Origin of the sequence: Telluria aromaticivorans (genome assembly GCF_013003915.1) — a bacterium.
Classification (GTDB): domain Bacteria; phylum Pseudomonadota; class Gammaproteobacteria; order Burkholderiales; family Burkholderiaceae_D; genus Telluria; species Telluria aromaticivorans.
In genome coordinates this window covers 79581-93518 of the sequence record NZ_JABAIV010000010.1, presented here as the reverse complement: position 1 = coordinate 93518, position 13938 = coordinate 79581, and the positions used below count along the sequence as shown (strand labels likewise).

Annotated in this window: 11 protein-coding genes; 2 read left to right on the top strand and 9 right to left on the bottom strand. The window is 66.4% G+C overall.

The window, feature by feature from the left end; all coding sequences use genetic code 11:
• Nucleotides 1-14: 14 nt before the first annotated feature.
• The 8 genes from HGB41_RS21170 to HGB41_RS21135 all read right to left on the bottom strand — a co-directional run bounded on the left by HGB41_RS21170 (nucleotide 15) and on the right by HGB41_RS21135 (nucleotide 9332).
• A complete protein-coding gene (locus tag HGB41_RS21170) occupies nucleotides 15-959 on the bottom strand; it encodes a 5'-nucleotidase (RefSeq protein ID WP_171088225.1) in 945 nt (314 codons plus the stop codon).
• Complete coding sequence (locus HGB41_RS21165; RefSeq protein WP_371868566.1) at nucleotides 959-1900, bottom strand: HDOD domain-containing protein; 942 nt, start codon at nucleotides 1898-1900, stop codon at nucleotides 959-961. The genes HGB41_RS21170 and HGB41_RS21165 overlap by 1 nt, the downstream gene beginning before the upstream one ends.
• A 277-nt stretch (nucleotides 1901-2177) precedes the next feature.
• Entirely contained in the window at nucleotides 2178-2450 is a 273-nt protein-coding gene (locus HGB41_RS21160; RefSeq protein ID WP_171088221.1) for a hypothetical protein, read from the bottom strand.
• Between the two features lie 226 nt (nucleotides 2451-2676).
• Nucleotides 2677-4458, bottom strand: a complete 1782-nt coding sequence (locus HGB41_RS21155; RefSeq protein ID WP_171088219.1) for a putative bifunctional diguanylate cyclase/phosphodiesterase — start codon at nucleotides 4456-4458, stop codon at nucleotides 2677-2679.
• Nucleotides 4448-5824, bottom strand: a complete 1377-nt coding sequence (locus tag HGB41_RS21150) for a sensor domain-containing diguanylate cyclase (protein WP_171088217.1) — start codon at nucleotides 5822-5824, stop codon at nucleotides 4448-4450. Before HGB41_RS21150 ends, HGB41_RS21155 begins: the two co-directional genes overlap by 11 nt.
• Nucleotides 5824-6216 (bottom strand): phosphonate transporter, encoded by a 393-nt coding sequence (locus tag HGB41_RS21145; RefSeq protein ID WP_171088215.1) that lies wholly within the window; start codon nucleotides 6214-6216, stop codon nucleotides 5824-5826. The genes HGB41_RS21150 and HGB41_RS21145 overlap by 1 nt, the downstream gene beginning before the upstream one ends.
• Before the next feature lie 295 nt (nucleotides 6217-6511).
• A complete protein-coding gene (locus HGB41_RS21140) occupies nucleotides 6512-6871 on the bottom strand; it encodes a DUF1428 domain-containing protein (RefSeq protein ID WP_171088213.1) in 360 nt (119 codons plus the stop codon).
• Between the two features lie 121 nt (nucleotides 6872-6992).
• Complete coding sequence (locus tag HGB41_RS21135; protein ID WP_171088316.1) at nucleotides 6993-9332, bottom strand: penicillin-binding protein 1A; 2340 nt, start codon at nucleotides 9330-9332, stop codon at nucleotides 6993-6995.
• Between the two features lie 241 nt (nucleotides 9333-9573).
• On the opposite strand from HGB41_RS21135, the gene HGB41_RS21130 reads away from it, so the two are divergent.
• Nucleotides 9574-11859, top strand: a complete 2286-nt coding sequence (locus tag HGB41_RS21130; protein WP_171088211.1) for an OPT family oligopeptide transporter — start codon at nucleotides 9574-9576, stop codon at nucleotides 11857-11859.
• An 87-nt stretch (nucleotides 11860-11946) separates the two neighbouring features.
• Here the strand turns inward: HGB41_RS21130 and HGB41_RS21125 are convergent, their stop codons facing one another.
• Complete coding sequence (locus HGB41_RS21125) at nucleotides 11947-12882, bottom strand: NAD-dependent epimerase/dehydratase family protein (RefSeq protein WP_171088209.1); 936 nt, start codon at nucleotides 12880-12882, stop codon at nucleotides 11947-11949.
• A 106-nt stretch (nucleotides 12883-12988) separates the two neighbouring features.
• On the opposite strand from HGB41_RS21125, the gene HGB41_RS21120 reads away from it, so the two are divergent.
• On the top strand, nucleotides 12989-13888 hold the full coding sequence (locus HGB41_RS21120; protein WP_171088207.1) for a LysR substrate-binding domain-containing protein: 900 nt from the start codon (nucleotides 12989-12991) through the stop codon (nucleotides 13886-13888).
• The last annotated feature ends 50 nt before the right edge of the window (nucleotides 13889-13938 follow it).

The following is a 13938-nucleotide window of genomic DNA, read 5'->3' as shown; positions in this document are numbered from 1 at the left end:
CCGGGCCGCCCGTCCTAGGACAGCTCGGCAGCGCGGCGGTTGGCAATCCCGAAGGGCACGTGCACCATAGGGATGGTGCCGCCCGGCCCGGATTTCAGGTGGGTCAGCTGGTCGTCGAAGAAGATGTGCGGCCGGAATACCGACAGCACGCGCGCCTTGTCCATCCCGCCCAGGAAGAAGGTCTCGTCGGCCGACACGCCCCAGCTCTTGAGCGTGGTGACGACCCGCTCGTGCGAGGGCGCGCTGCGCGCCGTAATGATCGCGATGCGCACGATCTTGCGGTAGGACGGATCGCGGCGCTGGGCTTCGTCTTCCAGCCGCTGCATCATCGCCAGCTTCTGGAACATGTCGGCCAGCGGTCCTGGCTGGTGCGGGCGCGCCATGTGCAGGCGCTCGTGGGCGTGGAATTCGTCCAGGCCGTTCTGCTTGAATACCGTCTCCGATTCGTCGTCGGCCAGCACGCCGTCGAAGTCGAAGGCGACCCGCAGCTCGGCGTCGTCCTCGTCGTCGGCGATGCGCGAGGGCAGTACCAGCCCGGCCGGGTAGTCGATCGCGATCGCGCGCTTGACGTCTTCCTCGTGCGCGCTCAGGAACAGCGAGGCATTGAAGGCCGGCAGGTAGGAATAGGGCGTGCCGCCATTCATGAAGGCCGCGCGCGAGATATCGAGCCCGTAGTGGGCGATCGAGCGCATCACGCGCAGGCCGGTTTCGGGCGAATTGCGCGACAGGAGCACGACTTCGACCGGCGCCTCCTGGGGGAAGCAGCGGTTGATGTTCAGGAAGCGGCGGATGAAGGAAAACGCCACGCCCTTGCCGAGGATGACATCGAGGTTGCGCTCCTGGTAGCCGCGGTAGGCGTCCGGTCCCTCGTCCACATACACCTGGTGTGACTCGGACAGGTCGAACAGCGCGCTCGACGCCACCGCGATGACCAGTTTCTGCTCGATCTGGAACCCCATCAATCCTCCGCCTTGCTTAGTTTGTCGAAGATGCGCGCCTGCTCGCCGGTCAGCGCCGCGGCCGCCTCGTGCGCACCGTCCACGCCGGCGTCCAGCAGCAGGCGTAGCCTGGCCAGGCGGTCACCCTGGTAGAGCGCCTGCGCCAGCGGCGGCACGTCCAGCTGGCCGGCCTGCAGGATCGCCATGCTGACCGGCGGCGGCAGCTCCCACAGGGCCGCGATCCGCGCCGACAGGGTGCGCGCGCTGTCCTGCAGGGCCTGCGCAAATTCGTCGGAACGCGGCAGCGCGCCTGGGCCGGCCACCTGGTCGACCAGCCGGAAGGCGACGATCAGCCCGACATTCTGCATCAGTCCCGCGAGATAGGCTTCGAAGGGATCCGCCTCGAGTCCCGGCGCCGCCATCCCGGCGGCCTGTGCGCAAAGTTCGGACTGGCTCCAGATGTGCGGCGCCACCTGGCGTGCCAGGCGCCCGGTCTGGGCACTGATCACGGGACGGAAGGCCACCCGCGCCAGCAGCATGCGCAGGCCGTTCTGGCCGAGCAGCATGAGCGCTCCCTCGATCGTGCGCACCGGGGCGGTTGGCCGGTGGTAGGGGCTGTTGACCTCGCGGATGACTTCCGCCACCAGGGTCACATCCTGCGACACCTGGCGCGCCAGCTCGGCAGCCGACACGCCTTCGTCGCGCAGGCTGCGCAACAGTTGCGGGATGACGGCGGGTACGCGCGGCACCAGGCCGGCGGCCGACTCCGGCTGGCGTACCAGGCGCGCCAGCTCATCAAGGATCAATTGCTCCGGCGCTTCGCCGGCGTGCACGATGTCCCCGGACAACCAGCGATAAAACGCGACGTCGAGATCGAGCGGTGGTGGCGGATTTACAACGCCTTGATCCGCCGCGGCGGGAACATGCGGCGACCCATGGGCCGGCGCATCAACAGATAGCACGGGGGGCGCGGCCTGGCCAGGACGGGATGGACCGCCGAACCAGCGCGCAAACCAATTTTTCATAGAGGGAAGAGAGTCAGGCCAGTGGGCGTGACGATTCTACCCGAGTGCAGCGGCAGCAGGGACTTGCCGGGCAGGCGATGACGTCGCCGCCGGAGCCGGCAGGGAGAGCGGGGGCAGGGGCGATAGAGCAGGCGGGACGCCTGGCAGCGGGTTCGGGAGGAGCACGCGGATGGCTGCCACGGGGCAATGCCATCGCGCGTGGGGCTTGGACTCCCTACCAGCGTTTATCCGTGCCGGTGGGCGGCGGCGTGGTTGCTTGTGGCGTTGTGGTGGCAGGCGGAGGCATCGGGGCCGGCGTGGGGCTCATGACCTCGTTCGTGGTGCCGGTATTGGTGCCGCTTGCGCCCGCAGCGCCAGTGCTGCCAGAGCTCATCGACGAGCCGGTAGTCGAACTGCCGGTGGTCGTATCGGGATTGGTCGATGTGCATGCGCCCAGCGCCAGGGCCGTGCAGCCCGCCAGGAGGGCGCCTTGGAATGTGTTCTTCATGTGTTTTCTCCTCAGTTTGGATAGTGTCTCATCATGCGAGGAGGCTCCAACGAGCGAAATAGGAACACAGCGTTGTCGAATGTAGGACAGGGCGTACACTCACATGCGAAACATGCCTACAGCTGAGCTCGATTTGAGGGCAGGCCGTTTGGGGCTGGGTACGCACAGACGCGCTACGGCACCGGCAAGCGCAGGGGGGAACCCAACCGAGCGCTAACGGGGCTGCTCAGGCAAGGGCCTCCTGGTGGCTGGCCAACCAAGCCAGCAGGTCCCCAGCAGGCAGGGGCCGGCTAAAGAAATAGCCCTGGCCCTTGGCGCAGCACTGGGCCCGCACGACGTCGGCCTGCGACTGGGTTTCGATGCCCTCGGCCACCGTCTTCATGCCCAGGCTCTGCGCCACCTTCACGGTCGCCTCGATCAGCACGCGGTGATGGTGGCTGGTGTCGGCCTGGCTCACGAAGGAGCGGTCGATCTTGACCGTGTCCACCGGCAGCAGGTGCAGGCTCGAGAGCGACGAATAACCGGTGCCGAAGTCGTCGAGCGCGAGCTGGATGCCGAGCGCCTTGAGTTCGTGCAGGCGTTGCTGGATACCCTGGTCCTGCGCGGCCAGGCTTTCGGTCACCTCGAGCTGGAGCTGGCTTGGTGGCATGCCGGTCAGGTCCAGGATGCGGCGAACGCTGTCGATCCAGCCGGGCTGGCCCAGCTGGGCGCGCGACAGGTTCACCGCGATCAGGCGCGGGGCGGCTTCACCCAGGCGCGCCTGCCAGTCCATGAAGTCGCGGCAGGAGCGCTCCAGCACGAAGTCGCCGACCGCGCCGATCAGGCCGCATTCCTCGGCCACCGTGATGAACTCGATCGGCGGCACCACGCCGCGCTGCGGGTGGCGCCAGCGCACCAGCGCCTCGACGCCGGCCGAGTGGTCGGTGCCGCCGTCCGGCAGCAGGCCGACCACCGGCTGGTAGACCACGAACAGCTGCTCCTCGGCGATCGCCTGGCGCAGTTCGGCCTCGATGCCGGCACGCTGCGCTGCGCGTTCGCGCATGGTCGATTCGAAGACCAGGTGGCGCGCGCCGCCGGCGCGCTTGGCCTCGGCCATCGCGATGCTGGCGTCGCGCAGGACTTCGTCGGCGTCGAGTGCGCCGCCTGCGCCCCAGGCCAGGCCCAGGCTGGTGCCGCAGACCACTTCGTGACCCTGCACGCGGTAGGGCAGCGCGAGCGTGTCGAGCAGGCGGCCGGCGACGCGCTCGGCGTCCTCGCGCGAGCGCAGTCCATCGAGTACGACGACGAATTCGTCGCCACCGACGCGTGCGGCCAGCTGGCCGGTACCGCCGCGGGTCTCGATGCGGTCGCTCGGCGGGCGCAGCGCCCCGCGGATGCGTTCGCCGACCTGCACCAGCAGGGCGTCGCCCGCGGCCTGGCCGAGGGTGTCGTTGATGCGGCGGAAGCGGTCGCAATTCATGAACAGCACCGCGAAGCTCGATGCCGGCTGTTCGGCGCCCGGCGCCGGCCGCGCGATCATGCGCTCCAGCTCTTCGCGCACCGCCTCGCGGTTCGGCATACGGGTAAGAAGATCGGTGCGGGCCGCGTTGCGCAGGCGGCGCGACAGGGTTTCCTGCTCGCGCTGCACTTCGAGCGTGGCATCGGCCACCACCGCCATCAGGCGGTGGGTGTCGAGCTTCATCAGGCTGATGGCCAGCACCTGCGGGGCGCCGGGTGCCGTCATGGCAGGCGGCAGCACGGCACGCAGGCCTTCGCAGATCACGCCCGAGGGCCCGGCGAAGTCGCGCGCCAGCTGCGGCAGCTGGGGTGCGATCGGCGCGAGCACCGCGAACAGGTTGTCGAGGCCGCATTGGTTACCCGGCGCGCGAGCGAGCGGCATCAGGAGGTTCGAGGCCATCGGGTTAAGCATATCGACCGTACCCTCGAAGTTCATCTGGGCCAGCCCGATCGGGGCGCGGTACAGGAACTGCACCAGGGCTTCGTAGGCGTCACTCGGGTCAGGCATCATCGCTGGTTCCTTCAGGCTGCGGCAGGGGCCCGGGTGTGCGCGCGGGTGTGCCCTCCAGCTCCGGACGCCAGCGTTCGACACGGTTGCGGCCGGCGCGCTTGGCAGCGTACAAGGCCTGGTCGGCGCGCTTGAGCAGCAGGTCGATGCCGCCCTCGCCGTTGTCCACGCAGGCCACGCCCGCACTGACGGTGTAGCGGATGCGGCTGCCGTCGAAGTGCACGACCTGGGAGGCGATCGCGGAGCGCAGGCGTTCGGCCACCACTGCCGCGCGAGGCAGGTCGGTAGACGGCAGCAGCACGGCGAATTCCTCGCCGCCGATGCGCGCGACCACGTCGACTTCGCGGAAGGTTTCGGCCAGGATCGCGGCCAGGTGCTGCAGCACGGCGTCCCCGCCCGGATGGCCATGGCGGTCGTTGATGGCCTTGAAGTTGTCGGCATCGAAGGTGATCACGGAGGTCGAGCGCGGCACGACCCGGCTGCGCCCGAGCTCCTGTTCGGCAGCCTCAAAAAAGGCGCGGCGGTTGGCCAGTCCGGTGAGGTAGTCGCCAAAGGCTTCGCGCCGGCGCCGTTCGCTCGCTTCGCGCTTGTCGGTGATGTCGCGCAGGATCAGGCAATAGGCCGGGCCGTCCGGTTCGCGGTCAGGCAAGGGGGCAATCAGGGCGCTGCCCCAGAAACTGCTGCCGTCGGCGCGCGTGCGCTTGCCCTCATCCAGGCTCCAGCCGTCGTTGTCGGCCTCGCGCAGGCGGTCGAGCAAGCGTTCCGGCGTTATTGCGTCTGGCGGATAGAAGATGGAATACGGCTGGCCGACGGCGTCCTCGCCAAAGCCGGTGACGCGGCCGATGCTCGGGTTCCATTCGGTGATCGCGCCCTCGGCGTCGATGCCTGCAAGGGCATAGTCGGTGATGCCGGTCAGGATGGCGTTGAGCCAGGCGTCGTTCTGGCGCAGTTGGCGCTCGCGCCGCACCTGCAGCGTCACGTCGTCGATGACGGCCATCAGGCGCTGCGCGTCGAGCTTGAGCAGGGTGATCGCCAGGATTTGCGGGGTCTTTTTCCCGGTCTTGCCGGTAGACCCCGCGTTCAGGTGCACGTGCAGGCCGTCGCATATCTTTCCGGTCGGGCGGTCGTAGGCAAGGCACAGGTGGCGCAGGTCGGGCGCCACGCTTTCCAGCGCCGTGAACAGGTTATCCAGCCCGCCGCAGCGCGACAGCGGCATCAGCAGCTGGGCCGAGATCGGGTTCATCATGGCGATCGCCCCATCGATATCGGCCTGCACCAGGCCGACCGGCGCCAGGTACAGGAACTGGATCAGCGCCTCGTGCTCGGCGCGCAGTTGCTCGTTCTCGCTCACCTGGTCACGCACCGTCATCAGCGCGGCGCGCGCTGCACAAGCACGTAGCGGTTGGCGCTGCCCGGGCTGGCCAGCAGGCGCAGGGCAACCTTCACCGGGCGCATGCGCAGGGTCAGCACATAATCGATGGTGTCGTCCAGCACGCTACCCTCATCGTTAGCGTCGTCGAAGCGCTGTGCGACCATGAAATTATTCATGCAGGGCGCCACATTGGTAAACAGCGGCTGGCCGAGTACGCGCTCCGGCGACAGGCCGGCGGCCTGCGACTCGAAGGCGTTGTAAAGACGGACATTGGTCTCGGCATCGAACCCGATCACGCCGAAGTCGAGCTGGTCGAGCTGTTCAGGGGTGCAGTTGTCGAGTTGCGATGCCAGGTTGGCGGACGAAAACGACAGGGTGGCTGCATTCATGAATAGCTCCGGATGGGTGGGTTGATTTGAGGAAATTGATGTTGACATAGCGTCAGGGAGCTTGTCAATTAAATGCGCGGCGATTTGACACTTTCCGTTGTCGGATATCACTTTTGGCGGAAGTTGGGCGGAGGCATTGACAGCAGCAGGCCCGTGTGAACCAAGGGCGGCGGGCGCGGCAGGAGTGGCGGGCTTCGTCGGGGCCGTGACTGGTACGGATCTCGTCAGATTGCGCAGTTCCGCCTGGGGCATCCACGGACGCACGCATGCCGGGCGTGGATGCAAGTGCGGGTGGCTAGAGATCGACGATCATGTCGAAGCCGCCGTAAACCATGCGCTTGCCGTCGAAGGGCATGGCCTCGGGCTTCATGAGGTCCGTCATGCGCGGATCCTTCATGACCTTGTCGTTGACCTCGTCGCGCTTCTCGCGCGATTCGTAGACGATCCACGAGAAGATCACGGTTTCGCCGTCTTCCAGGTTGACCGCCTGCGGGAACGAGGTCAGCTTGCCCGGCTTGACGTCTTCGGCAATGCACTCGCGGAACTGTAGCGCGCCATGCTCGCGCCATATCTCGCCGCAGCGCGTGGCGACTTCGCGGTATTTCTCGATGTTGGATTTTGGAAGGGGAAGGATGAAACCGTCGACATAGGCCATGCTGATCTCCTCAGGTTATGTGGAACGCGAACCGCCCAATAACAGACCCGGGGGTGGCCCGCGGGTTCCCGCAAGCTCGATAAAGCGTGCGCAAGTCTTGCTGGAACCCGGTCAGGATAGCCTAGAAAAGCGGCGAGGGCGCGGGCGGTGGTGGCGATGCAACAGGTGCGACAGGTGCTGCAGGCGCCGGTACATTCCCGGGCTCTTCTCCTGGTTCCAGCTCATCGGGTTCTGCAGTGTCTTCCGGCGCCGGCTCGATGTCGATGGTGTGCAGGTCGGGCCGCTCCGCGAATTCGGCAAGGATCCAGTCGTCGTTCTCGCGTATCACGCCTTCCGGCTCGAGCCGCATTTCTCCTTCCTGTTGCGCGGGCACCTTGGGCAGCGCGACCCGCATGTAGTCGATCCAGATCGGCAGGGCCAGGGTGGCGCCGAATTCGCGCCCGCCGAGCGAACGCGGCTCGTCATAGCCCATCCAGGCCACCGCCACCACCTTGCCGCCGTAGCCGGCGAACCAGCCGTCGATCGCGTCGCTGGTGGTGCCGGTCTTGCCGGCGATGTCCGTGCGGCCCAGCTTCTGCACGGAGGCAGCACCGGTGCCGTAGCGGGTGACGTCGCGCAGCATGGAATCGAGGATGAAGGCATTGCGCGCATCCAGCACCCGGTCGCCGTCCTGCTTCGCGGCCGGCTTGTTTTCCAGGATGATACTGCCGTTGCCGTCGCGGATCTGCGAGATCAGGTAGGGTTTGACCCGGTAGCCGCCGTTGGCGAAGACCGCATACGCGCCGGCCATCTGCAGCGGGGTGACAGCGCCGGTGCCCAGGGCCAGGGTCATGTTCCTGGCGTGGCGCGGCAGGTCGAAGCCGAAGCGGCCCAGGTAATCGTGGGCGTAGTCGACGCCCACGGCGCGCAGCAGGCGCACGGTGGTCACGTTCTTCGAATGCGCCAGCGAATAGCGCATCGTGACCGGTCCGCTGAACACGCCATCGTCGTTCTGCGGCGACCAGGTGGCGCCGGCGTTCTCGCCCGGCATGTCGAGCTGTTCGTCGAGGATGCGCGTGCCCGGCGAGTAGCCCTTGTCGAGCGCCGCCGCATAGACGAAGGGCTTGATCGCGGAGCCGGGCTGGCGCCAGGCCTGGGTCACGTGGTTGAACTTCTGCAGGTTGTAGTCGAAACCGCCGACCAGCGCGTGGTAGGCGCCGGTATCGGCGTCGATGGCGACGAATGCAGCAGCGACCTGGGGCACCTGGGTGATGGCCCAGCCGTCTTTTCCACGCTTGCTGATGCGGATGACCGCGCCTGGGGCGATGGCGAGCGATTCCTTCGCCGCCGGCGCGAGGCCGCGCGCCGCAAATTTCAGGCCGGCGCCCTCGATCGTCAGCTCGTCGCCGGCCAGGGTTTCGACCCGCACCGCCTTGCTGGACGCGGCCAGGACCATCGCCGGCACCAGGCCGTCGCTCGAGGGACGCTTCTGCAGGGCCTCGACGATGGCTTCCTCGCGTTCTTCCGGGTCTTCCGGCAGCTCGATGCGCGCTTCCGGGCCGCGGTAGCCATGGCGCTGGTCGTAGTCCAGCACGTTGCGGCGCACCGATTCGTAGGCCGCATCCTGTTCGGCCTTGAGGATGGTGGTGGTCACCACGATGCCGCGCTCGTAGGCGGCTTCGCCGAACTGGGCGAACACGGCCTGGCGCGCCAGTTCGGCCACATAGTCGGCTTTTGTATCGAAGGCCTGGCCCCCGCGCTTGAGGCGCAGCGGTTCGCCAAGGGCCTGGCGGTAATCCGGCTCGCTGATGTCGCCCAGCTCGTACAGGCGCTTGAGCACCGCGTGCTGGCGCAGCTGCGCGCGCTTTGGGTTCACTACCGGGTTGTGGCGCGACGGGTTTTGCGGCAGGCCGGCCAGCATCGCGGTCTCGGCCAGGCTCAAGTCGTCGAGCGACTTGCCGAAATAGCTGCGCGCAGCGCTCGAGAAGCCGTAGGAGCGGTTGCCGAGGTAGATCTGGTTCATGTACAGCTCGAGGATTTGCTCCTTGGTCAGCGCATCCTCGATGCGGTAGGCGAGGGCGATTTCGGTGAGCTTGCGCGAAATGAGCTTTTCGCGCGACAGGAAGAAGTTGCGCGCCACCTGCATCGTGATGGTCGAGGCGCCCTGGCGGAAGCCCCCGCGCAGGTTGGATCTCGCGGCGCCGGCCGCGCGGATCCAGTCGATGCCCCCGTGTTCGTAGAAGCGCGTGTCCTCGATCGCCAGCAGGGCCGATTTCATCAGGGGCGGCACTTTCGCGATCGGTACGAACTCGCGGTGCTCGACGCCGAATTCGCCGATCAGCACATTATCGGCCGTATAAATACGCAGCGGGATCTTGGGCCGGTAGTCGGTCACCGCGTCGATGCTTGGGACGTTCGGCAGGATTGCCGACATCACGTAGATCGCGGCGCCCGCGATGATCAGGACCAGGGCGGCGAGCATCAGGAGGATGAATCCGCGGAGACGGCGGAGGCGCTGCGCCGGTAGCCGGGCGCTGTCGTTTGCATGCTTGGTCACTACTTTGCTCTCGATGCTGTGCTCTCGATATTAGGCCGGTGCTGCTACTGGCAGTCGGCAGTGATTCTACCCCGGCATTCTAAAACTAAACCGCTTTCATTCCATTTCGGCATGTGCGATAGTCACGGATTCAGTCCCTCCTAAGTATGCATTCCGAAGGAAGCCCATGCCTTACGATCCACCTCCCGATCACGCCGCGGCCGCGTTCAAACCCTATATCCCGGCCAGCGCGCAACTGCCTGAAATGACGCTGCGCGCCCTGGTCATGGGCGTCGTGCTGGGCATGATCTTCGGCGCCTCGTCGCTTTACCTGGTCCTGAAGGTCGGCCTCACGGTCAGCGCCTCGATCCCGGTGGCGGTCATCGCCATCACACTGTTCCACACCGCGAAGAAATTCGGCGCGCGCGAATCGACCATCCTGGAAAACAGCATCACGCAAACGGCCGGCTCGGCCGGCGAATCGCTCGCCTTCGGCCTGGGCGTGACCATGCCGGCGATCCTGATCCTCGGCTTCGACCTGGAGATCTCGCGCGTGATGCTGGTGGGCGTGCTGGGTGGCCTGCTGGGCATCCTGATGATGATCCCGATGCGCCGCACCATGATCGTCGACGCGCACCGCGAACTGAAATACCCGGAAGGCACGGCCTGCGCCGAAGTGCTCAAGGCCGCCGCCACCGAGACCTCGCGCGAAGCGGCCGGCGAAGTGCGCGAAGCCGGCTCGGATGCTGCCCGGGACGCCAAGCGCCGCGCCATGATCATCTTCGGCGGTTTCGGCATAGGGCTGCTGTACAAGACCCTGAGCGTGTCGTTCAAGGGCTGGCGCGATTACGTCAACTTCGAATTCGCGGCCCCGCTCAAGGGCGGTTCCGCCGGCGCCGAAGTCTCGCCCGAACTGCTGGGCGTGGGCTACATCATTGGCCCGCGCATCGCCTTCACGATGGCGGCCGGTGGGGTGCTGTCCTACCTGCTCATGATCCCGATGATCAAATTCTTCGGCGAGCTGCTCACGGTGCCGCTGTCGCCGGGAACTACCTTGATCCGCGACATGGGCCCGGACGATATCCGCAACGCCTACGTGCTGTATATCGGCGCCGGCGCAGTAGCCGCGGGCGGCCTGATTTCGCTGTTCCGCTCCATGCCCACCATCTGGAAAGGCCTTACCGGGGGCCTGTCGGGCATGGGCAAGGGCAAGGCCAACGCCGCGGGCGCTGCCGGCGGCCCGGTCCTGCGCACCGACCTGGACATCCCGCTCAAATGGGTGGTAATCGGCTGCCTGGCCATCATCGCCATCATCACGGTGGCCACCCCGCTGCACATGAATCTGCTGGGCGCGCTCTTGATCCTGGTGTTCGGTTTCCTGTTTGCGACCGTGTCCTCGCGCCTGACCGGCGAAGTCGGTTCGTCCTCGAACCCGATTTCCGGCATGGCGGTGGCCACGCTGCTGTTCACCTGCCTGATCTTCCTGCTGATGGGCTGGACCGGCGGCCAGTATTACGTCACCGCGCTATCGGTCGGCGCGATCGTCTGTATCGCCGCCAGCAATGCCGGCACCACCTCGCAAGACCTGAAGACCGGCTACCTGGTCGGTTCCACGCCGCGCATGCAGCAGTACGCGATCCTGTGCGGCGCCTTCGCCTCGGCCCTGATCCTGGGCCCGATCCTGCTCAAGCTGAACGACGCAGGCACGGTCTACGTGCCGGCGGCCCAGGTCGCGCCGGGATTGACGGTCGATGCGTCGAAGCTGACCCAGCTTGATAAGCTGCAGGGCCCGCAGGCCGCGACGGACACCAACACCTACAAGGTCTGGCAGAAGCGCGATACGGTCGGCGGCCCGGCTGGCAAATACCTGGTGACCGACGACGGCAAGCTGGCCTACCTGGTCGACCCGGGCATCAACGGCACCCACAAGACCCGCCCGGACGGCACCGAGGTGAAGAAATACGACGCGCCCAAGGCGGTCCTGATGTCCTACATCATCAAGGGCATCCTCGACCAGGAATTGCCATGGACGCTGGTGCTGTTCGGCGTGATGATCTCGGTGGTGCTGGAGATGGCTGGCGTGCACGCGCTGGCCTTCTCGGTCGGCGTCTACCTGCCGCTGATCTCCACGCTGCCGATCGCCGTCGGCGGCATGGTGCGCTGGCTGGCCGACCGCGGCAACAACAAGCTGCCGCAATACCAGAAGCTGAACGATGAAGAACGCCAGGCCGCGGGCGACCGCAGCTCCGGCACGCTGCTGGCCTCCGGCTATATCGCCGGCGGCGCACTGGCCGGCATCATCATCGCCATCACCGCCGGCGTGCTGACCGATTTCGACAGCACCATGGTCAAGTGGGCCGAGGCCTCGAACCCGTTCTTCGCGGGCGATAGCGCGAACGTGCTGACCCTGATCCCGTACGCACTGATCATCGCCGTCCTGTACTGGGTGGCGCGGGAAAAAGCGAAGCGCTAAATGAAAATGGCCCGGATCTCCGGGCCATTTTTACATCGCGAACATTCCTGCTCCTCGTAGGGTGGGCAGGTCCTCCTGCCCACGCGGTCAGACGTATGCCAAGTCGTGATGCCGGATGACGTCCTCCATCCACTCGTCGGTGTGCCCGAACCGATACCCCAGCGCCTTCGCCCGCGACGTATCCAGCACCAGCGGTTCAACGAAATCAAACGGCGACAATACCCCCGGCTGTACAGGCCCAGCCACCTTGACCGCCCGCGGCACGTCATCCAGCACCCGCGCCACCCGCGCATGCAAATCGAGCGCCGACAGCGCCCCGTCATCGCCCGCATTCACCGCCCCGGTGAACGCCTGCGCCCCCGCCCACACCAGGAAATCAGCCGCCCCCGACGCCTCCATGAACGACACCTTGGCCGCAGCATTCGTATAGCTCAAGAAAGCCCGCATCCGCACCAGGTCCACGTAATGCGCCAGCCGCCCGGTAAAGTCCTCCGGCCCGCCCAGCACATGCGCCAGGCGCACGGTCGCCAGCGGGAGACTGCCGTCGCGCACCAGGTAAGCCTCTGCCTGCACCTTGCCCGCGACATAGCTGTCGATGGCCAGTGCCGGGTCGTGCCACGGGTAGGCGCTGTCGATCGCCTGTGCCTGCACCTGCAGCGCGTCTTCCCGGAAGGCCAGGTCGCTTGGGGCCAGGCCGCGGTAGGCATCGATGGTCGAGGTCATGACATAGCGGCCCACCTTGCCGGCGAAGACACGCACCGAGATGGCGGCGTCCGGCGGCGAATAGCACATCTGGTCGTAGACAATGTCGAAGGAGGCGTGCCGGAACGCGTTGCGCATCGCATGCTCGTTGCGGCGGTCGACGCGCACGCGCGCGAATTGGTCGCCAAAGCGGTCGCCGAACGGATCGGGCGCATAGCCGCGCGTGGCGATGGTGACCTGGTGGCCGGCACGCAGCAGGCGCTGGACCAGGAGTTTGCCGAAAAACCGGGTGCCGCCGATCACCAATATATTCTTGCGCATGACTTTTTCCTTATAGGATCGAGTATATTTTCTGCAAAGCAGCAAATTTCATCAACCGAGAAAAAGCGTTGGCGTTGAATAAGAAAAACTTATGCATGGAGGGGTCATGAAACCCTTGCGCAGCCTCTCGGGGCTGATCGACTTCGATTGCGCGGCACGCTGGGGCAGCTTCAAGCTGGCCGCGCGCGAGCTGCACAAGACCCCGGCGGCGGTCAGCCTGCAGGTCAAACAGCTCGAGGAGAACGTCGGCTTTCCGCTGTTCGTGCGCCATCCGCGCCATATCTCGCTGACCGAGAAAGGCCAGGAACTGGCGATTGCCACCGGCCGCATGCTGGCCGACCTGCGCGCCAAGGTCGCGGCGCTGCAGCGTGGCGACGAGGAAGCGGTGCTGCGGATCTCGACCACGCATTCGTTCGCGATCAAGTGGCTGGTACCGCGCATGCACCGCTTCACCAAGCTGTATCCGGAACTCGACATCCGCATCGATTCGAACGACGCCCCGGTCGACCTGCAGGCCGACAGCACCGACGTGGCGGTGCGCTACGGACCGGTGAGCGACGGCGACCCGACGGTGCTGTTGCGCGAGCGCCTGGTGCCGGTGTACAGCCCCGAGCTGCTGGCGCCCGGGCAGGACGCCTTGAGCCTGGCCGACCTGCCGCAGCACAGCCTCCTGGTGGTGCAGTCGCCGGAAGCCTGGCTGCAGCTCTTGAACGAGAACCGCGCGCTCAAGGGCAAGTACGATTTCTCGCGTGGCTATACCCATTGGGGCGTGCTGGTGCAGGCAGCGGTGGCGGGGCAGGGCGTGGCCCTGGTGCCGTACGGGATCGCCTTCCAGGACATCGAATCGGGCGCGCTGCGGCAAATCTCCTGCAAGAGCGCGCCGTTTGCGAACGGCTACCGTTTCCTGGTCAACCCGCACAAGGAGCACATGCTCAAGGTGCAGCGCTTCAGGGAGTGGATGGTGGCAGAGATGGATGCCTTGCGGGCGACGATGGAGCGGGGTTGAGTTCCGGGTCATACACGCAAACCTGGATCCCCGCCTGCGCGGGGATGACG

Bases quoted from the DNA above. Each gene is read 5' to 3' on its own strand.
- HGB41_RS21120 (WP_171088207.1), top strand. From the start codon at position 12,989: ATGAAACCCTTGCGCAGCCTCTCGGGGCTGATCGACTTCGATTGCGCG.
- HGB41_RS21155 (WP_171088219.1), bottom strand. From the start codon at position 4,458: ATGATGCCTGACCCGAGTGACGCCTACGAAGCCCTGGTGCAGTTCCTG.
- HGB41_RS21145 (WP_171088215.1), bottom strand. From the start codon at position 6,216: ATGAATGCAGCCACCCTGTCGTTTTCGTCCGCCAACCTGGCATCGCAA.
- HGB41_RS21135 (WP_171088316.1), bottom strand. From the start codon at position 9,332: ATGCTCGCCGCCCTGGTCCTGATCATCGCGGGCGCCGCGATCTACGTG.
- HGB41_RS21170 (WP_171088225.1), bottom strand. From the start codon at position 959: ATGGGGTTCCAGATCGAGCAGAAACTGGTCATCGCGGTGGCGTCGAGC.
- HGB41_RS21125 (WP_171088209.1), bottom strand. From the start codon at position 12,882: ATGCGCAAGAATATATTGGTGATCGGCGGCACCCGGTTTTTCGGCAAA.
- HGB41_RS21140 (WP_171088213.1), bottom strand. From the start codon at position 6,871: ATGGCCTATGTCGACGGTTTCATCCTTCCCCTTCCAAAATCCAACATC.
- HGB41_RS21130 (WP_171088211.1), top strand. From the start codon at position 9,574: ATGCCTTACGATCCACCTCCCGATCACGCCGCGGCCGCGTTCAAACCC.
- HGB41_RS21160 (WP_171088221.1), bottom strand. From the start codon at position 2,450: ATGAAGAACACATTCCAAGGCGCCCTCCTGGCGGGCTGCACGGCCCTG.
- HGB41_RS21150 (WP_171088217.1), bottom strand. From the start codon at position 5,824: ATGACGGTGCGTGACCAGGTGAGCGAGAACGAGCAACTGCGCGCCGAG.